Source organism: Herbaspirillum lusitanum P6-12 (assembly GCF_000256565.1).
GTDB lineage: Bacteria > Pseudomonadota > Gammaproteobacteria > Burkholderiales > Burkholderiaceae_D > Herbaspirillum > Herbaspirillum lusitanum.
In genome coordinates this window covers 1-19,030 of the sequence record NZ_AJHH01000243.1, presented here as the reverse complement: position 1 = coordinate 19,030, position 19,030 = coordinate 1, and the positions used below count along the sequence as shown (strand labels likewise).

Sequence of the window (19,030 nt, the reverse complement as noted above, 5' to 3'; positions counted from 1 at the left end):
CCCGGCAGGTTTGATCGAAGAGCGAACAGCGTCAGCAACGACCAGCCAGCAAGCCGGAACAGCAGACCAAATCAGCCCTTCGCAATCTCATGATTCGACATCAACTCAATCGCCCGACACAACGCCGAGTGATCCAACCCACTCATCCCATTAGCCGCACAAGCATTCATCAACTCCTGAGTAGCCGCCGTATTAGGCAAGCTGACGCCCAATGCCTTGGCCCCCTGCAAAGCCAGATTCAAATCCTTCTGATGCAACTCAATCCGGAACCCGGGATTGAAGGTCCGCTTGACCATCCGCTCGCCATGCACTTCCAGGATACGAGAAGAAGCAAACCCGCCCATCAGCGCCTGCCGCACCCGCGCAGGATCAGCGCCGGCCTTCGAGGCAAACAACAACGCCTCAGCAACCGCCTGGATGTTCAGCGCGACAATGATCTGGTTCGCCACCTTGGTGGTCTGGCCGTCGCCGTTACCGCCGACCAGCGTGATGTTCTTGCCCATCAGTTCGAACAAGGACTTGACGTCATTGAACGCAGACTCGTTGCCGCCGACCATGATGGTCAGCGACGCCGCCTTGGCGCCGACTTCGCCGCCGGAAACCGGTGCGTCCAGGTATTCGCAACCGAGTGCGTTGATCTTCTGCGCGAAACCCTTGGTCGCGATCGGCGAGATCGAGCTCATGTCGACCACGATCTTGCCGGCGCTCAGGCCTTCGGCGACGCCGCCTTTGCTGAACAGCACCGCTTCGACGTGCGGCGTGTCCGGCACCATCACGATGATGATGTCCGCGCGCTTGGCGACTTCCGCGCCGGAAGTGCAAACGGTGGCGCCGCCTTCGATCAGCGCTGCCGGGGGATTTTTCTGGTCATGCAGGTAGAGCTTGTGGCCGCCCTTTTGCAGGTTCTCCGCCATGGGCGAACCCATGATGCCCAATCCGATGAATCCGACTTTTGCCATGATGTGTCTCCTCTGAGATGAAAAAATGAATGCGTTTCAAACGACGATCAAAGGCCGTGCGCCGCACGCCAGCCGAGTCCCTCAACCGTGCCGGCCTTGGGCTTGTACTCGCAGCCGATCCAGCCCTGATAGCCGATCTCGTCCAGGTGCTTGAACAGGAAGCGGTAGTTGATCTCGCCCGTACCCGGCTCGAAGCGGCCCGGGTTGTCGGCCAGCTGCACATGGCGGATCAGCGAGAGATTGGCCTTGATGGTGTTGGCCAGTTCGCCTTCCATGCGTTGCATGTGATAGATGTCGTACTGGATGAACAGGTTGCTGGAACCGGTCGAGGCGATCAGTTCGGCCGCCTGCTTGGTGGTCTTGAGGAAGAAGCCGGGGATGTCAAAATAATTGATCGGCTCGATCAGCAAGGCGATGCCTTCGGCCTGCAGTTTGTCGGCGGCGAATCTCAAATTGGCAACCAGCGTTTCGCGTGCGGCGGCGGCGCTGACGCCTTGCGGCTGGATGCCGACCAGGCAGTTCAGTTGCCTGACGCCGAGGATTTTCGCGTAGCGGATCGCGTCGTCGATGCCCTGGCGGAATTCACTGACGCGATCGGGATGACAGGCGATGCCGCGCTCGCCGGCTTCCCAGTTGCCTGCGGGCAGATTGTGCAAGACCAGCTCAAGTTCGTTCTTGCGCAGTTGTTCGGCGATCTGCGCCGGTTCGAAGGCGTACGGGAACAGGAATTCCACGGCCTTGAAGTTGGCTTGCGCGGCGGCGCGGAAACGTTCCAGAAACGGCAGCTCGGTGAAGAGCATCGTCAGGTTGGCGGCGAGTTTGGTCATCTGTGTTTCCTTAAGGATTAATCGAGCAGGCTGATCGCCGTCGGCGCATGTCCGCGCTTGGTGGCCAGCTCTTCGAACTCGTTGATGGCGTTGATCTCGGTACCCATCGCGATGTTGGTGACGCGCTCCAGGATGATTTCCACCACCACCGGCACGCGGTATTCGGCCATCCAGCGCTGCGCCACGGCGAAGGCGTCCTGGATTTCGTTCGGGTTGGTGACGCGGATCGCCTTGCAGCCCAGGCCTTCCACCACGGCGACGTGGTCGACGCCGTAGCCGTTGAGCTCCGGCGCGTTGATGTTCTCGAACGCCAGCTGCACGCAGTAGTCCATCTCGAAGCCGCGTTGCGCCTGGCGGATCAGGCCGAGGTAGGAGTTGTTCACCACCACGTGCAGATATGGCAGGTTGAACTGGGCGCCGACGGCGAGTTCTTCGATCATGAACTGGAAGTCGTAGTCGCCCGAGATCGCCACCACCTTGCGTTGCGGATCGGCGGCGCACACGCCCAGCGCGGCGGAAATCGTCCAGCCCAGCGGACCGGCCTGGCCGCAGTTGATCCAGTGACGATCTTTGTAAACGTGCAGGAATTGCGCGGCGGCGATCTGCGACAAGCCGATGGTGCTGACGTAGCACGTGTCGCGGCCGAAGGCGCGGTTCATCTCTTCATAGACGCGTTGCGGCTTGATCGGCACTTCTTCGAAATGCGTGCGGCGATGCAGTGTGCGCTTGCGCTCCTGGCAGTCGGCCAGCCATGCCGAACGGTCGGGCAAGTTGCCGGCGGCTTTCAGTTCTTTCGCCACCTCGATGAACAGTTTCAACGCGGCCTTGGCGTCGGAGACGATGCCGTAGTCCGGACCGAACACGCGTCCGATCTGGGTCGGTTCGATATCGACGTGGACGAAGGTGCGGTCCTTGGTGAACACCTCGATGGAACCGGTGTGGCGGTTGGCCCAGCGGTTGCCGATGCCGAGCACGAAGTCGGAGGCCAGCATGGTGGCGTTGCCGTAGCGGTGGCTGGTTTGCAGACCGACCATGCCGGCCATTTGCGGGTGATCGTCGGGGATCGCGCCCCAGGCCATCAGGGTCGGGATGACCGGCACGCCGGTGAGTTCGGCGAACTCAACCGCCAGTTCAGCCGCGTCGGCATTGACCACGCCGCCGCCGATGGTCAGCAACGGACGCTCGGACTGGTTCAGCATGGCCAGCGCTTTTTCGATCTGGGCGCGGGTGGCCGACGGGCGATAGACCGGCAGCGGCTCGTAGGTGTCGGGATCGAATTCGATTTCGGCCATTTGTACGTCGAACGGCAGGTCGATCAACACCGGACCGGGACGGCCCGAGCGCATCAGGTGGAAGGCCTGCTGGAACACGCGCGGCACCAGCGCCGGTTCGCGCACGGTGACGGCCCACTTGGTGACCGGCTTGGCGATCGACTCGATATCGACGGCCTGAAAGTCTTCTTTATACAAGCGTGCACGCGGCGCCTGGCCGGTGATGCACAGGATGGGGATCGAGTCGGCTTGGGCGGAATACAGGCCGGTGATCATGTCGGTGCCGGCCGGACCGGAGGTGCCGATGCAGATACCGATGTTGCCGGCCTTGGCACGGGTATAGCCTTCGGCCATGTGCGAGGCGCCTTCGACGTGACGGGCCAGGATGTGCTGGATGCCTCCATGGCGTTTCAGCGCCGAGTAGAATGGATTGATCGCCGCGCCGGGCACACCGAAGGCTTGCAGGCAGCCCTCTTTTTCCAGCACATATACCGCTGCATCTACTGCCTTCATCTTTGCCATGTTGCCTCCTGGGTTGTTAGGTCCTGATGCGCCGGAAGCAAAACAACGATGCCCCTCAGCTAGTGAGATGCATCCTATAACCAACAATATTGTTTGATAAGACCAGTAAATATCTGTTTATTCCGTACTAAAAATATGGAAACATAGTAAAAGTATTGAATAAGGAGGATTTATGGACAAACTCAAACAGATCGAAGCGTTCGTGTCCGTGGTCGAAAAAGGCAGCCTCGCCGCCGCCGCGCTGGAAGAAAACATCACCCCCGTGATGCTCGGCCGGCGCATCGACGCGCTGGAAAAACGCCTCGGCACCAAGCTCATGCATCGCACCACGCGGCATCTGACATTGACGGAGCAAGGCAGCGTCTTCCTCGACCATTGCCGCAAGCTGCTGGGCGATATCGAGGTGGCGGAAAAGAGCATCGCCGAAGGCCGCCACAAGGCCACCGGCCATCTGGTGGTCTCCACGCCGGCGGCGTATGGACGGCTGCACGTGGCGCCGCATGCGCCGACTTTCCTGGCCAATCATCCGGAAGTGCAGATCTCGTTCAACCTGACCGATCGCGTGGTGGACCTGGTGCGTGAAGGCTACGACCTGGGCATCCGCATCGGCGGCGCGATCGAACCGAGTTTCGTGGCGGTCAAGCTGGCCGGCAACCGCCGCGTGGTCTGCGCCGCGCCGGAATACCTGCACCGCAACGGCATCCCCAAGACGCTGGACGATCTGGCCCGGCACAATTGCCTGGCTTTCAACCTGCAGGGCGGCCAGCAGCGCGGCTGGTATTTCCAGCAGAACGGCAAGCCGGTGATCATCCGCGCGCAGGGCAACCTGGATTGCAACGACGGCGAACTGCTGCACCGCTGGGCCAGCGAAGGACTCGGGCTGGCGTGGCGCTCAACTTGGGAAATCCAGTCGCAGTTGGCCTCGGGCGAGCTGATCACGGTGCTCGATGAATATGCCCTGCCCCATTACGACATCATGGCCGTCTACCCGCAACAACGGCATCTGCCGGCGAAGACGCGCTTTTTCATCGATTACCTGAAGGAGGTGTATTCGCAACCCGATTACTGGACCCGATCCTGAATACAGTCAATTCCATACTTTCGGAGATGGAATGGTCGCCGTCGGCATGATGCCAGACAGACAATATTCGATTCCCGCATAGTCATATACCCATAGGCTTATAGTTGATATTCCCGATGACTTACGTTTTGCCCAACTATTTCAACGACATTACATACGCTGCAATCAATCTGCTCGAGGCCGGTTTACGTGCTTTCGCCAGGACTGGGAAGCGGCGCAAAACAAGATACAAATCAGAACGCCCCATTTTTTGCGGACCTGAGATTTCTGCAAGTTTTCTGGCGTATAAAAAAGAATCGCGCGCTGTACACACTGCGTAAACGGAGACAATTCTCATGACTTTTCTGGACAAGTTTTTCAAACTCAGCGACAACGGCACGACCGTCCGTACCGAGCTGCTGGCCGGTCTCACGACCTTCCTGACGATGGCCTATATCATCTTCGTCAACCCATCCATACTCGGAGATGCGGGCATGCCGAAGGATTCCGTATTCGTCGCCACCTGCGTGGCGGCGGCAATCGGCACCCTGATCATGGGCCTGTACGCCAACTACCCGATCGGCCTGGCGCCGGGCATGGGCCTCAACGCCTATTTCGCCTACGCCGTGGTCAAAGGCATGGGCTTCCCGTGGCAGGCTGCGCTGGGCGCGGTGTTCATCTCGGGCTGCCTGTTCCTGCTGGTGAGCCTGTTCCGCATCCGCGAGCTGATCATCAACGCGATTCCCCACTCATTGCGCACGGCGATACCGGCGGGGATAGGTCTGTTCCTCGCGCTGATCTCGCTCAAGAACGCCGGCATCGTCGCCGCCAGCCCGGCCACCTTCGTCACCATGGGCGACCTGCATCAGGCCGCACCGGTGCTGGCCATCATCGGTTTCCTGGTGATCGTCGCGCTGGACCAGCTGAAGATCCGCGGCGCGCTGCTGATCGGCATCCTGACCGTCACGGTGCTGAGTTTCATCTTCGGCGGCAATCATTTCAACGGCGTGTTCTCCATGCCGCCATCGATCTCGCCGACGCTGTTCCAGCTGGATCTCAAGGGCGCGATCTCGATGGGCTTGCTGAACGTGGTGCTGGTGTTCTTCCTGGTGGAATTGTTCGACGCCACCGGCACGCTGATGGGCGTGGCGCAACGCGCCGGACTGGTCAAGAACGGCAAGATCGAGCGCATCAACAAGGCCTTGCTGGCCGATAGCGCGATCGTCGCCGGTTCGCTGCTTGGCACATCCAGCACCACTGCCTATATTGAAAGTGCAGCCGGCGTGCAAGCGGGCGGACGCACCGGCCTGACGGCGGTGGCGGTTGCCGCGCTGTTCCTGCTGGCCCTGTTCATCGCGCCGCTGGCGGGCGTGGTGCCGGCGAACTGGCCGACATCGACTGGAACGACACCACCGAAAGCGTGCCGGCAGTGATCACCGCCCTGGTGATGCCGTTCACGTATTCGATCGCCAACGGCTTGGCGCTGGGCTTCATCAGCTACGCCGCGCTGAAGCTGCTGACCGGGCGCGTCAAGGACGTGTCGGCGGTGATCTGGGTGATCGCGGCGATCTTCCTGTTCAAGATGATTTACCTGGGCGGTTGATTGCCCGCAGCATGACCTGACGGAATGCCGGCGTCGCTCTTCGGGGGACGCCGGCAGCAAAGGAAAAAAGGATTTTTCAGAAAGATGACCGCAACAATTTTCCGCAACAATTTACTGCGGCAAATCGGTCTTCTCTCTAAAAGGTCCCGGCACAGATCTTGATTCACTGTTTCTTCGATAGCCATTTTCATATAGCAAAGCACACCATGTCCGAACCGATTCGCTTCTATTTCCGCGGCGAGACCCATCAAGTCGATGGACTGCCCAATACGCGCACCGTTTTGCAGCATTTGCGCGAAGACCTGCATTGCACCGGCACCAAAGAGGGCTGCGCGGAAGGCGATTGCGGCGCCTGTACGGTGGTCGTGGGCGAGTTGCGCGGTAATGAGCTGGAGCTGAAAACGGTCAACTCCTGCATCCAGTTCGTACCGACGCTGGACGGCAAGGCGCTGTTCACGGTGGAAGACCTGAAGCAGCGCGACGGTTGCCTGCACCCGGCCCAGCAAGCGATGGTGGAGTGCCACGGTTCCCAATGCGGCTTCTGCACGCCCGGTTTCGTGATGTCGCTGTGGGGCCTGTATCTGCGGCATGAGCAGGACGGCGTGACGCCCAGCAAGCGCGAGATCGACGACGCCCTTTCCGGCAATCTCTGCCGCTGCACCGGCTATCGTCCCATCATCGATGCGGCGCGCCGCATGGGCGAATTGCCCAAGGTGGAGTTCGACCGCGAAGCCATCAAGGCGGCGCTGCGCAGCATCGATCAGCAGCAGCCGCTCGCGCTCACGCATGCCGGCCAGACCTTCCACGCGCCGCGCACGCTGGCGCAACTGGCGCAGCTGCGCGCGGACCTGCCGCAGGCGCGTATCCTGGCGGGCTCCACCGATGTGGGCCTGTGGGTGACCAAGCACATGCGCGATCTGGGCGACATCATCTACATCGGCCAGGTGGAAGAAATCCGCCACATCGTCCGGCAGGACGACTGGCTGGAAATCGGCGCCGGCGTCACGCTGGAAAAAGCCTATGCCGCGTTGACCGGACAATACCCGGATGAGTTGTCCGAAATGTGGCAACGCTTCGCCTCGCTGCCGGTGCGCAACGCCGGCACGCTGGGCGGCAATGTCGCCAACGGCTCGCCGATTCGATGCCGTGGCTGATTGCGCTCGGCACCGAGATCGTGCTGTATGGCGTCGACGGCCAACGCATCATGCCGCTGGAAGATTTTTATATCGCGTACCAGAAGTCGGCGATCCTGCCCAATGAGTTCGTCCAGGCCGTGCGCGTGCCGTTGCCGCACAAGGACGTCGCCTTCCGCGTGTACAAGTTGTCCAAGCGTTTCGACCAGGACATCTCGGCGGTGTGCGCCGCCTTTGCGTTCCGTCTTGAGGGCGGCAAGGTGATCGATGCCCGCATGGCTTACGGCGGCATGGCGGCCACGCCCAAGCGTGCTGCGCAGGCCGAGGCCGCGCTCAACGGCAAGGAGTGGAACGAGGCCAATGTCAAAGCGGCAATGCTTGCGCTGGCGCAAGATTACGCCCCCCTTTCTGACATGCGCGCGTCTTCGGCGTATCGTATGAGAACCGCACAAAACCTGTTGTACCGCTACTGGCTGGAGACGCGCGCCGACGCGCCGTTGCCGGCTGCCTCCGTGAGCGCTTTCGTGCACGGTAAATCTGCTGCCCGGATTGCTTAGGAAGGAAACGCAATGAACAAGCAAACTGAAGAATTCATGTCTGTGAAATCCGCCCAAGCATCCTGGACCGAGGTCGGCAAACCACATCCGCACGAATCCGCCATCCTGCACGTGACCGGCGAAGCCACCTACACCGACGACATCGTCGAACTGCAAGGCACGCTGCATGCCGCGCTCGGTTTGTCGGGCAAGGCGCATGCAAAATTGCGCTCGATTGACCTGAGCAAGGTGAAGGCATCGGTGGGCGTGGTCGCGGTCTACACCGCCGCCGACATCCCCGGCGAAAACCAATGCGGCGCCATCATCAAGGATGATCCGGTGCTGGCGGAAGACCTGGTGCAGTACGTCGGCCAGCCGATCTTCGTGGTCATCGCCGACAGCCACGACAATGCCCGCCGCGCCGCGCGCGCCGCGCATGCGGCCGAATCCTACGTGCTGCCGCCGATGCACCTGACGCGCGGCAATCCCTCTGAAGCATTCAACACGGCGCCGCACAAGCTCAAGGGCAAGTTCGACGTCGGCGGCCAGGAACAGTTTTACCTGGAAGGCCAGATCTCGTACGCGATCCCGAAGGAAGGCCGCGGCATGCACGTGTATTGCTCGACCCAGCACCCGAGCGAAATGCAGCATCACATCGCCGAAGTGCTGCACGTCTCCTCGCATGACGTGCTGGTCGAATGTCGCCGCATGGGCGGCGGCTTCGGCGGCAAGGAGTCGCAATCGGCGCTGTGGGCTTGCGCCGCTGCGGTGGCTGCCGTGCGCCTGCGCCGTCCGATCAAGCTGCGCGCCGACCGCGACGACGACATGATCGTCACCGGCAAGCGCCATTGTTTCGCCTACGATTACGAAATCGGTTACGACGACAATGGCCGCATCGTCGCCGCCAAGATCGACATGGTCTCGCGCGCCGGTTTCTCGGCCGACTTGTCGGGCCCGGTGGCCACGCGCGCGGTGTGCCACTTCGACAATGCCTACTATCTGTCGGACGTGGAAATCCACGCCATGTGCGGCAAGACCAACACACAATCGAACACCGCTTTCCGCGGCTTCGGCGGTCCGCAAGGCGCCATCGCCATCGAATACATCATCGATGAAATCGCCCGCAATCTCGGCAAGGATGCACTGGACGTGCGCCGCGCCAATTTCTACGGCAGCAGCGACGCCGACGGTCCGGATGCGCGCAACACCACGCACTACGGCCAGAAGGTGGAAGACAACGTGATCCAGGCGCTGGTCAGCGAACTGGAGCGCACCAGCCAGTACCAGGAACGCCGACTGGCCATCAAGGCCTTCAACGCCGGGAACACCATCCTCAAACGCGGCCTGGCGCTGACGCCGGTCAAGTTCGGCATCTCGTTCAACGTGCCGCACCTGAACCAGGCCGGCTCGCTGGTGCACGTCTATACCGACGGCTCGGTGCTGGTCAACCACGGCGGCACGGAAATGGGCCAGGGGCTCAACACCAAGGTCGCCCAAGTGGTCGCCAACGCGCTTGGCCTGCCGCTGGAGCGGGTGCGCTGCACTGCCACCGATACCAGCAAGATCGCCAACACCTCGGCCACCGCCGCCTCGACCGGCAGCGACCTGAACGGCAAGGCGGCGCAGGATGCGGCCTTGCAGATCCGCGCACGGCTGGCGCAGGTCGCGGCGGAACGCTTCAGCACCGATGTCAGCGAAGTGCGCTTCGCCGACGGCATGGTGTCTGCAGGTACTTCATCCACGGCATCGGTGACGTTTGAAGAACTGGTGATGCAGGCTTACCTGAAGCGCGTGCAGTTGTGGTCGGACGGGTTCTACTCGACGCCGAAGGTGCACTGGAATTCCAAGACCATGAACGGCCATCCGTTCTTCTACTTCGCCTATGGCGCGGCGGTGGCGGAAGTCGTGATCGACACGCTGACCGGCGAGTGGCGCCTGATCCGTGCGGACTCGCTGTACGACGCCGGCGAGAGCCTCAACCCGGCCATCGACATCGGCCAGGTCGAAGGCGGCTTCATCCAGGGCATGGGCTGGCTGACCACCGAAGAGCTATGGTGGAACAAGGACGGCAAGCTGATGACGCATGCGCCGTCGACGTACAAGATCCCGGCGGTGTCGGATTGCCCGACGGATTTCCGCACGCAGTTGTTCAAGAACAGCAACGTCTCGGACACCATCCACCGCTCCAAGGCCACCGGAGAACCGCCGCTGCTGCTGCCGTTCTCGGTGTTCCTGGCGATCCGCGATGCGGTGTCGGCGGTGGGCGAACATCGCGTCAATCCGCCGTTGCGCGCACCGGCGACCAGCGAGGCGATTCTGGATGCGATTGATGCCGTGAAAGCCGCACAACTTGCGCAGTAACCTGGTGGACCTTTTCAACTTCAAGGGGAATTCATGACCGTATGGCTCGCCGCACTCACAGACTTGCACAGCACCGCCATCCCGGCAGTGCTGGTCACGGTGGCGACCAGTCAAGGGTCGACGCCGCGCGAGGCGGGTGCGCGCATGGTGTTTACGGCCGACGGCCAGTACGACACCATCGGCGGCGGCCATCTGGAATGGCGTGCGGCGCAGATCGCGCGCGACATGCTGGAAGCGGATGCGACGGTGTTTGGCGGCATCCGCAAATTCGAACGCATCGCGCTGGGACCGAGCCTCGGCCAGTGCTGCGGCGGCGTGGTGTTCCTTGCATTTGAACGCATCGACCAGCGCGTCGATACCCGTGCGGGATCCCTGCTGACGGAACTGGAACAGCACTGGCGCAATGGCGTCGACGTCTGGCGCGCGGTCGCGCTGGAATCGGACGACCCGACGCTGCTCTATGAACTGGAAGGCGAAGCCTGCGAGCTCGGCGCACCTGATAACGGATTGGACGCCGAACAATTCCGCCATGCCGGCAACACCCATGTGACGCAAGACCGCTACGGCCACCGCTGGCTGCTCGATCGCTGCCGCGCGCATCAGCCGCAGGTGGTGCTGTTCGGCGCCGGCCATGTCGGCGCGGCCATCGTGCGCGTGCTGGCGACGCTGCCCTGCCGCGTGCTGTGGGTGGATGAACGTGATGACATGTTCCCCGCCGACCTGCCGATGCAGGTGACGGTGGAAGCCACCGACGTGCCCAATGCCGTGGTGGACATGGCCGAACCGGGCGCTTATTTTCTCGTGATGACGCACAGCCATGCGCTGGACCAGCAACTGAGCGAACGCATCCTCAAGCGCGAAGACATCGGCTGGTACGGCCTGATCGGTTCGCAGACCAAGCGCAAGCAATTCGAACATCGCCTGCTCGACCGCGGCATCACGCAGGAACAACTGAACAAGATGACCTGTCCGATCGGCATTCCGGGCATCTACGGCAAGGAACCCGCCAGCATCGCGCTGGCGGTGGTGGCACAGTTGCTGCAACTATGGGAACTGCAGGCACTAAGGGTGGTGAAAGCGCAGCAGCCGTCGCAGCCTGACCGGACCGACACATTCACGGCGAGACCGCCCACACACATGCTGGACGGCCGGAGTTAAGGACAACCGGACCGTCGCCTCAGCAGCATCTGTTCAATCCCATACTAGTATCATTCAGTTATCAAGAAACCTGTTCAAGGTCTGTAGCGAGAGGTCGTCAGCTGGTAGCGCCCGGAGCGCAGGAACCGGAATGTACTTAAGTACATGAGGATTCCGAGCACCGTACGCTGCCAGATCACGGCCTCGCAGTAAGACATTGAGCAGGTTTAAGCCAAGATTAAGGATTACCCATGAATTCCCACGTGCAAGCCTATCGCGCCAGCCTGCTCCATTTCCGCAACGATCCCGCCTTCGACGAACACGCCACGCAATGGCACAGCGACGGCCTGCTGATCGTCGCCGATGGAAAAATCGTCGCCGCCGGGGACTACAGCAAGCTCGCCGCCACCCTGCCCGCCGCCTCGTCCGATTATGTACTGTTCGACTATCGCGGCAAGATCATCACGCCCGGCTTCATCGACACCCACGTCCACTATCCGCAAACCGACATCATCGGCTCGCCCGCGCCGGGCCTGCTGCCGTGGCTGAACACGTACACCTTCCCGGCCGAACGCCGTTTCGAAAGCGGCGAACATGCGAGTGAAGTGGCCGACTTCTTCCTGGCCGAACTGCTGCGCAACGGCACCACCACGGCCGCCGTGTATTGCACCGTGCATCCGCAATCGGTCGATGCCTTCTTCACCCGCAGCAGCGAACTGAACCTGCGCATGGTGGCCGGCAAATGCCTGATGGATCGCAACGCCCCGGACTTCCTGCGCGACACGGCCGAGAGCGGTGTGCGCGAGAGCGAAGAACTGATCCAGCGCTGGCATAACAAGGGCCGCCAGCACTACGCCATCACGGTGCGCTTTGCGCCGACCTCAACGCCGCAGCAACTGAAGCTGGCCGGTGAACTGGCGACGCAATATCCTGACACTTACATCCAGACCCATGTGGCCGAGAATACCGATGAAGTGAAGTGGGTCAAGGAGCTGTATCCGGATGCGCGCAGCTATCTGGATGTCTATGACGGCTACGGCCTCATGCGCCAGCGGGCGCTGTATGCCCACTGCATCTGGCTGGATGACCAGGACCGCGCCCGCATGGCCGCCACGCAATCGGCGGCGACGCTGTGTCCGACCTCCAACCTGTTCCTCGGCAGCGGCCTGTTCGATTTCGCCAATGCCGACAAGCTGCGCATGCCGGTATCGTTGGCGACCGACGTCGGCGGCGGCACCAGCTTCTCGATGCTGCAAACGATGAACGAGCTGTACAAGGTCGGCCGCATGGCCGGCACGCATCTGTCGGCGCAACGCATGTTCTACCTGGCCACGCTGGGCGGTGCGCGCGCCCTGCAACTGGAAGGCAAGATCGGCAACTTCGCCGCCGGCTGCGACGCCGATTTCATCGTGCTCGATCCGAAATGCACGCCGCTGCTGGCGCGCCGCAGCGCCACCACGGAGAGCCTGGAAGAACAACTGTTTGCCCTGGCGATTCTGGCCGACGACCGCGCGATTGCGGCGACGTATTCGGCGGGGGCTTGCGTGCATACGCGCTGACGCTGAAACGTACCTGGTTTTTTGAGGAGTTTGGGGCGGGCCGTGCGAACGGTTCGCCCTTTTTTCATGGCGGCGCATTGATCTGCGCGGAACCGCCGCATTGATTGTTTGTCAACTACCGTTCGCGCTGGAGCCATCCTGGCTTCGCCTTGAAGTTCAGCCTCGTGTGCGGCCTCCGCACGCGGTAAAATGGCAGATCGCCAGAACCCCGAAAACCTTCGCAAGACGACGCCATTTCCATGGAAGCGGCATCGGCAATTGACTGAATGACCAAACACTTGAAATCCACCGTTGAATCCGATCCCGGCAGCGCCGGCGGCGAGAAGCACACTCCCATGATGGTCCAGTACCTGCGCATCAAGGCGGAGTACCCGACCACGCTGGTGTTCTACCGCATGGGCGACTTCTACGAGTTGTTCTTCGACGATGCCGAAAAAGCCTCGCGCCTGATGGGCATCACGCTGACCCAGCGCGGCTCGTCCAACGGCTCGCCGATCAAGATGGCGGGGATTCCCTTCCACTCCGTCGATCAGTACCTGGTCAAGCTGATCAAACTGGGCGAGTCGGTGGCGATCTGCGAACAGATCGGCGACCCGGCCACCAGCAAGGGGCCGGTCGAACGCAAGGTGGTGCGCGTGATCACGCCGGGCACGCTGACCGACTCCGACTTGCTGCCGGAAAAGGCCGAACGCTGCCTGCTGGCCATGCAACTGGTGCCGTCGAAGTCGCGCAAGCAGATGCAGGTGGGGCTGTCCTGGCTGTCCATGGCTAGCGGTGCGCTGAAGATGATGGAATTCACGGTCGAGGCTGCGCTGCTGGATGGCCGCGTGAAGCAGGAACTGGAGCGCATCTCGGCTGCCGAAGTGCTGGTGGCCGACGGCCAGCTGGAATGGTGCGAACCGCTTTTGCCCAACCGCGCCGTGACCGTGCCGGACTGGCATTTCGACCAGCCCAGCAGTGAAAAGGCCCTGCTCGACCAACTGGGCGTGGCCACCCTGCACGGCTTTGGCGCCGACGGCCTGGGACCGGCCATCTGTGCAGCCGGCGCCCTGCTGCGCTACGCGCAATCGACCCAGGGACGTGGCCTGCAGCACGTGCGCACCCTGACGGTCGAATCCGAGAACGAATTCATCGGCCTGGATGCCGCCACCCGCCGCAACCTCGAGCTGACCGAGACCATCCGCTCGCAGGACGCCAACGCGCTGGCCCCCACCCTCTTCTCCACACTGGACCATTGCCGCACCGCCATGGGCTCGCGCCTGCTGCGCCACTGGCTGCACCATGCGCTGCGCGACCAGCAGGTGGCGCGCGCCCGTCATGCCGCCATCAACGCACTGATGCGCACCGACGCTTGCTCCGGCCTGTCGGCAACCCTGGCGGCGGTGCCGGACATCGAACGCATCACCACGCGCATCGCGCTGCTGTCGGCGCGCCCACGCGACCTCGCCGGCCTGCGGGGTGGCTTGCAGCAACTCGGTTCGCTGCGCAATTACGTGGCGATGTGCAGCCGCGACGCCGATGCGCCCTTGCTGCTGGCTCTGCACGACGCGCTGGCAACGCCGGCCGAATGCCTGGACCTGCTGGAACGTTCGATCATGCTGGAGCCGGCCGCGATGGTGCGCGACGGCGGCGTGATTGCACGCGGCTTCGATGCCGACCTCGACGAATTGCGCGGCCTGTCGGAAAACGCCGGCCAGTTCCTGATCGATCTCGAAACGCGCGAACGCGCCCGTACCGGCATCGCCAACCTGCGCGTCGAATACAACAAGGTGCACGGCTTCTACATCGAAGTCACGCACGGCCAGACCGACAAGGTGCCGGATGACTATCGCCGCCGCCAGACGCTCAAGAACGCCGAGCGCTACATCATCCCCGAGCTCAAGGCCTTCGAGGACAAGGCGCTGTCGGCCCAGGAGCGCTCGCTGTCGCGCGAGAAATTCCTCTACGAACAATTGCTGCAAGACCTGGCGCCGCACATCGTGACGCTGCAGGCCATTGCCCATGCGCTGGCCCAGCTCGATACGCTGGTGGCGCTGGCCGACCATGCCGCGCGCAACAACTGGTGCGCGCCGCAGCTGGTGACGGAGCCGACCATCGTGATCGAGCAAGGCCGCCATCCGGTGGTGGAAAACCAGATCGAACGCTTCATCGCCAACGACTGCGCCTTCACGGCCGAGCGCAAACTGCTGCTGATCACCGGCCCCAACATGGGCGGCAAATCGACCTTCATGCGCCAGGTGGCGCTGATCACGCTGCTGGCCTATGTCGGCAGCTTCGTGCCGGCCGCCAGCGCGACCATCGGTCCGATCGACCGCATCTTCACCCGTATCGGCGCCGCCTCGATCTGGCCGGCGGCCGTTCGACCTTCATGGTGGAAATGACGGAGTCGGCCTCCATCCTCAACAACGCCACCGAGAATTCGCTGGTGCTGATGGATGAAGTCGGCCGCGGCACCTCGACCTTCGACGGCCTCGCGCTGGCCTGGGCCATCGCCAAGCACCTGATCGACGCGACGCGCAGCTTCACGCTGTTCGCCACCCACTATTTCGAACTGACGCAATTGCCGGAGGTGCATCCGACCGCTTCCAACGTGCATTTGTCTGCGGTCGAGCACAAGGACAGCATCGTGTTCCTGCACGCGGTGCAGGCTGGTCCGGCATCGCAAAGCTACGGTTTGCAAGTGGCGCAGCTGGCGGGCGTGCCAACGCCGGTGATCCGCGCGGCGCGCAAGCATCTGGCGGCGCTGGAAACGCAATCGGTCCAGACCACGCCGCAATTCGATCTGTTCAGCGCGCCGGTTCGCCTCGACGAAAACGACGCGCATGCAGCGCCGTCTGCGCACGTGGATCCGGCGGTGCAAGCCGTGGCCGACGCGCTGGCCGATATCGATCCCGACACCATGACGCCGCGCCAGGCCCTGGATGCCTTGTATCGCCTGAAGCAGTTGGGCGACGGCGCATGAAGAAACTGCTGTCTCTCATCCTGCTCGGCGCCGCCTTGTGTGCGACGCCGGCATCGTGGGCGCAGGACAGTTTCAATTTCGGCGTGGTCGGGCATTCGTTTTCCGGCAGTCCGGATGAAGGCGTGCTGCGCCGCGCGCTGGACGAAAGCGACGCCGACAATCTCGCCTTCGTCGTCGTCAACGGCATCAAATCGGCGGCGGAACCGTGCAGCGATGCACTGTACAGCGCACGCCGCGACTTGCTCAAGGAAGCCGAAAACGGCATCATCGTGTCGCTCGCGGCCAGTGACTGGGTCGGCTGCCGCAACAAGAACGGCTCGGTGGCGATCGAGCGCCTGAACCGGATGCGCGATCTGTTCTTTCCCGATGAGTTTTCATTCGGCGCCAGCAAGGTGCCGCTGTTCCGCCAGTCGGTCACGCCGAAATTCCGCAGCTATACCGAAAACGCGCGCTGGGAATTCGGCAACGTGCTGTTCGCCACCATCAACCTGCCGGCGGCCAACAATCACTTCCTGCAGGACGGCGGGCGCAACAGCGAATTCGAAGATCGCCTGATCGCCAACAAGGACTGGCTGCAACGTCTGTTCATCTTCGCGACGCAAAAGAAACTGGCGGGCATCGTGCTGTTCGCCGACGGCAATCCGCTGGCGCAACCCAGCCAGCGCCCTTTCCTGCTGCGCGGACAGCGCGACGGCTTTGCCGAGACGCGCCAGCGCATTACCACGCTGGCGGCGACCTTCAAGGGCAAAATCTTGCTGGTGCATGGCGAAAACCTGAAGGACGAATCCAACGCCGGCATCGTCTGGCGCCGCAATCTGGGCAGCATCGGCGTGGCGTCGGGCTGGTCGAAATTCGCGGTCGACAGCGGCAATGCGGCGCTGTTTACACTGAACAATTCTTCCAAGGCGCCGAAAACGACGGCTGCGCCTCCGTCGCAATAGGCTTGCGCAGATCGCAGGCATAAACATAACGCAGACATACATATAGCGCAGACATAAAAAAACGCAGCGTTTTTCATTGATGCGGAGACAAGTTGAATCAGTGCACCGGATGGCTGCGGAAGTGATCGCCTTCGTCGCCTTCATCATCGCCATGATCGTGACCGTGGTCGTGACCATGATGATGGCCGTGCGGACCGTGCACGTGCTGGTGCTGCACTTCTTCTTCCGTGGCGGCGCGTACTTCGGCGACGCTCAGGTCGAAACGCAGTGCGATGCCGGCCAGAGGATGGTTGCCGTCGAGGACGACCTTGTCGTCGGCGATTTCGGTGACGGTAAACACCACCGATGCTTCGTTTTCGTCATCCGGCGAACCTTCGAACTGCATGCCGACTTCGATCGGCGACGGCAGGCGATTCTTCGGTTCGATCTTGACCAGTTCGGCGTCGTATTCGCCGAAAGCGTCAACCGGTTCGACCTGGATCGAGACGGTGTAGCCGGCTTCCTTGCCGTCCAGTGCTTCCTCAATCTTGGGCAGCGTGTTTTCGTAGCCGCCGTGGAGGTAGACCATCGGGTCGCGGCTTTCTTCGATCAGTACGCCCTGGGCGTCGGAGAGCTTGTAGTTGACGGAAACTACGGTATTTTTGGCAATCTTCATGTATGCCCCTTTCGTATGGCGGTATGGCTGGTAAGGCTGTTCATCGGTTACTGCAGGTGGGAAGAACTGCCTGCGCTTGCGGTTGGTGCGGGACCTTGTTGCGGCGGTCCCGAGAAGGCATGACATAAGCTGGAATGCGCTGCAATCTGCACCCTGAATTATACCCGTTTGGATGTTTTGTCAGGCAAAAGGGCGTGGCGGCGGGACCTCATCCAGCGTCTATAATGTCCGCCAGGCGATCCCCGCTTTCCAGGCGCCGCTGACGCGCCAGCAAGTGTTCGACCTGGCCGGCCGCGACGACGTCGAATCGCGCCTGATCACGCAGAACGGCAAAGACTGGAAAATGGAGCACGGCCCGCTGGCCAAGCTGCCGCCTCTCAAGCAGAAGGAATGGACCATGCTGGTTCAGGGCGTCAATCTGTACGACGATGCCGCCGATGCGCTGCTGCGCGAATTCCGCTTCATTCCCGATGCGCGCCTTGACGACCTGATGATCAGCTACGCCAGCGACGGCGGCGGCGTCGGTCCGCATTTCGATTCCTATGACGTGTTCCTGCTGCAGGCGCATGGTCAACGCCGCTGGCGCATCAGTGCGCAAAAGGATTTGTCGCTGGTGGACGGCATGCCGCTGAAGATCCTGAAAAACTTCAAACCCGCGGAAGAATTCGTGCTCGAGCCGGGCGACATGCTGTACCTGCCGCCGCATTACGCCCATGACGGCGTGGCGATCGGCGAATGCATGACCTATTCGATCGGCTTCCGCGCGCCGGCTTTCCAGGAGCTGGGCGAAGCCTTCCTGCAATTCATGGCCGATTCGATCGACCTGCCCGGCCGCTATGCCGATCCCGGACTGGAGCCGGCCAAACATTCGGCCGAACTGCCGGAGCAACTGCTCACGCGCGTGGCCGATGAAATCAACAAGATGCGTTTCACCGACGACGACATCACGATTTTCCTCGGCGAATATCTGTCGGAGCCGAAGGCCACCACCTACTTCGATCCGGTCGACAAACCGCTCACGCCGGCACGCTTCGTGCAGGCCGCAAACAAGCGCGGGATCAGGCTTTCACGCAAAACGCGGATGCTGTATCGCGGCAAGCACCTGTTCATCAACGGCGAGTCGTTTGCCGTCGGACGCGCCGACAAGGCGCTGCTGACCGTGCTTGCGGATGAACGGCAACTCGACAAAACGGCGCTGGCGAAGGCGTCGAAAGATGTGCTGGAGGCCTTTCACAACTGGTATCAGGATGGCTGGCTTGAGCTTGCTTAACAAGCTTAAAAATTCGGCAATTTTTGTTTTTCGCGCGTTGGCGATGGGCCGGAAACCTGCATGAATAAAGGGCTGACGACAAGCTGACTGAATTTGCGACAATCTTACAAATTCTTACAGAAAAGAATAATTCGCATGTGATTTTCCCAAAATGTAGATATAATATCGGGCTGGAAAGCTTTCGTTGTTGAGCTAACAAGCAAGGCGAGGGAAGCATCCTATAGAGCGATAATT

Annotated in this window: 10 protein-coding genes, 1 other RNA gene and 3 pseudogenes; 9 read left to right on the top strand and 5 right to left on the bottom strand. The window is 61.8% G+C overall.

Features of this window, described 5'->3' with window-relative positions; genetic code table 11:
• Positions 1 to 71 precede the first annotated feature (71 nt).
• The 3 genes from glxR to gcl are packed head-to-tail and all read right to left on the bottom strand — an operon-like array spanning position 72 to position 3,579.
• Entirely contained in the window at positions 72 to 959 is an 888-nt protein-coding gene (gene glxR, locus HLUSI_RS0108010; protein WP_016833478.1) for a 2-hydroxy-3-oxopropionate reductase, read from the bottom strand.
• Positions 960 to 1,006: 47 nt separating this feature from the next.
• Positions 1,007 to 1,786: a hydroxypyruvate isomerase gene (gene hyi, locus HLUSI_RS0108005; RefSeq protein ID WP_016833477.1), complete on the bottom strand. Its 780-nt coding sequence runs from the start codon at positions 1,784 to 1,786 to the stop codon at positions 1,007 to 1,009.
• 17 nt (positions 1,787 to 1,803) lie between these two features.
• Positions 1,804 to 3,579 (bottom strand): glyoxylate carboligase, encoded by a 1,776-nt coding sequence (gene gcl, locus HLUSI_RS0108000; protein WP_016833476.1) that lies wholly within the window; start codon positions 3,577 to 3,579, stop codon positions 1,804 to 1,806.
• 172 nt (positions 3,580 to 3,751) lie between these two features.
• On the opposite strand from gcl, the gene HLUSI_RS0107995 reads away from it, so the two are divergent.
• The 5 genes and pseudogenes from HLUSI_RS0107995 to xdhC all read left to right on the top strand — a co-directional run bounded on the left by HLUSI_RS0107995 (position 3,752) and on the right by xdhC (position 11,430).
• On the top strand, positions 3,752 to 4,660 hold the full coding sequence (locus HLUSI_RS0107995) for a LysR family transcriptional regulator (RefSeq protein ID WP_016833475.1): 909 nt from the start codon (positions 3,752 to 3,754) through the stop codon (positions 4,658 to 4,660).
• 335 nt (positions 4,661 to 4,995) lie between these two features.
• A pseudogene (locus HLUSI_RS27595) lies at positions 4,996 to 6,242 on the top strand (NCS2 family permease).
• Between the two features lie 206 nt (positions 6,243 to 6,448).
• Positions 6,449 to 7,932 (top strand): annotated as a pseudogene (gene xdhA, locus HLUSI_RS27590) (xanthine dehydrogenase small subunit).
• Positions 7,933 to 7,944: 12 nt separating this feature from the next.
• Positions 7,945 to 10,272, top strand: coding sequence for a xanthine dehydrogenase molybdopterin binding subunit (gene xdhB, locus HLUSI_RS0107980; protein WP_016833473.1), 2,328 nt, complete (start codon positions 7,945 to 7,947; stop codon positions 10,270 to 10,272).
• Positions 10,273 to 10,305: 33 nt separating this feature from the next.
• Entirely contained in the window at positions 10,306 to 11,430 is a 1,125-nt protein-coding gene (xdhC, locus tag HLUSI_RS0107975) for a xanthine dehydrogenase accessory protein XdhC (protein WP_016833472.1), read from the top strand.
• 56 nt (positions 11,431 to 11,486) lie between these two features.
• Here xdhC and HLUSI_RS31415 read toward each other — a convergent pair.
• Positions 11,487 to 11,576, bottom strand: a non-coding RNA gene (locus HLUSI_RS31415) — sX9 sRNA.
• A gap of 84 nt (positions 11,577 to 11,660) precedes the next feature.
• Between HLUSI_RS31415 and guaD the strand changes: the two genes are divergently transcribed.
• From guaD to HLUSI_RS0107960, 3 genes and pseudogenes are all read left to right on the top strand, one after another.
• Entirely contained in the window at positions 11,661 to 12,968 is a 1,308-nt protein-coding gene (gene guaD / locus HLUSI_RS0107970; RefSeq protein ID WP_016833471.1) for a guanine deaminase, read from the top strand.
• Between the two features lie 266 nt (positions 12,969 to 13,234).
• Positions 13,235 to 15,930: pseudogene (gene mutS, locus HLUSI_RS27585) on the top strand (DNA mismatch repair protein MutS).
• Positions 15,927 to 16,871 (top strand): hypothetical protein, encoded by a 945-nt coding sequence (locus tag HLUSI_RS0107960; protein ID WP_016833470.1) that lies wholly within the window; start codon positions 15,927 to 15,929, stop codon positions 16,869 to 16,871. The pseudogene mutS and the gene HLUSI_RS0107960 overlap by 4 nt, the downstream one beginning before the upstream one ends.
• Positions 16,872 to 16,968: 97 nt before the next feature.
• Here HLUSI_RS0107960 and HLUSI_RS0107955 read toward each other — a convergent pair whose 3' ends face one another.
• On the bottom strand, positions 16,969 to 17,526 hold the full coding sequence (locus tag HLUSI_RS0107955; protein ID WP_016833469.1) for an FKBP-type peptidyl-prolyl cis-trans isomerase: 558 nt from the start codon (positions 17,524 to 17,526) through the stop codon (positions 16,969 to 16,971).
• Positions 17,527 to 17,698: 172 nt separating this feature from the next.
• Here HLUSI_RS0107955 and HLUSI_RS0107950 point away from each other — a divergent pair, with 172 nt between their 5' ends.
• Entirely contained in the window at positions 17,699 to 18,796 is a 1,098-nt protein-coding gene (locus tag HLUSI_RS0107950; RefSeq protein WP_016833468.1) for a ribosomal protein uL16 3-hydroxylase, read from the top strand.
• The last annotated feature ends 234 nt before the right edge of the window (positions 18,797 to 19,030 follow it).

What these genes read in the sequence shown, in the direction of transcription:
- glxR (WP_016833478.1), bottom strand. Translation starts at nt 959, where the DNA reads ATGGCAAAAGTCGGATTCATCGGATTGGGCATCATGGGTTCGCCCATG.
- hyi (WP_016833477.1), bottom strand. Translation starts at nt 1,786, where the DNA reads ATGACCAAACTCGCCGCCAACCTGACGATGCTCTTCACCGAGCTGCCG.
- gcl (WP_016833476.1), bottom strand. Translation starts at nt 3,579, where the DNA reads ATGGCAAAGATGAAGGCAGTAGATGCAGCGGTATATGTGCTGGAAAAA.
- HLUSI_RS0107995 (WP_016833475.1), top strand. Translation starts at nt 3,752, where the DNA reads ATGGACAAACTCAAACAGATCGAAGCGTTCGTGTCCGTGGTCGAAAAA.
- xdhB (WP_016833473.1), top strand. Translation starts at nt 7,945, where the DNA reads ATGAACAAGCAAACTGAAGAATTCATGTCTGTGAAATCCGCCCAAGCA.
- xdhC (WP_016833472.1), top strand. Translation starts at nt 10,306, where the DNA reads ATGACCGTATGGCTCGCCGCACTCACAGACTTGCACAGCACCGCCATC.
- guaD (WP_016833471.1), top strand. Translation starts at nt 11,661, where the DNA reads ATGAATTCCCACGTGCAAGCCTATCGCGCCAGCCTGCTCCATTTCCGC.
- HLUSI_RS0107960 (WP_016833470.1), top strand. Translation starts at nt 15,927, where the DNA reads ATGAAGAAACTGCTGTCTCTCATCCTGCTCGGCGCCGCCTTGTGTGCG.
- HLUSI_RS0107955 (WP_016833469.1), bottom strand. Translation starts at nt 17,526, where the DNA reads ATGAAGATTGCCAAAAATACCGTAGTTTCCGTCAACTACAAGCTCTCC.
- HLUSI_RS0107950 (WP_016833468.1), top strand. Translation starts at nt 17,699, where the DNA reads ATGTTTTGTCAGGCAAAAGGGCGTGGCGGCGGGACCTCATCCAGCGTC.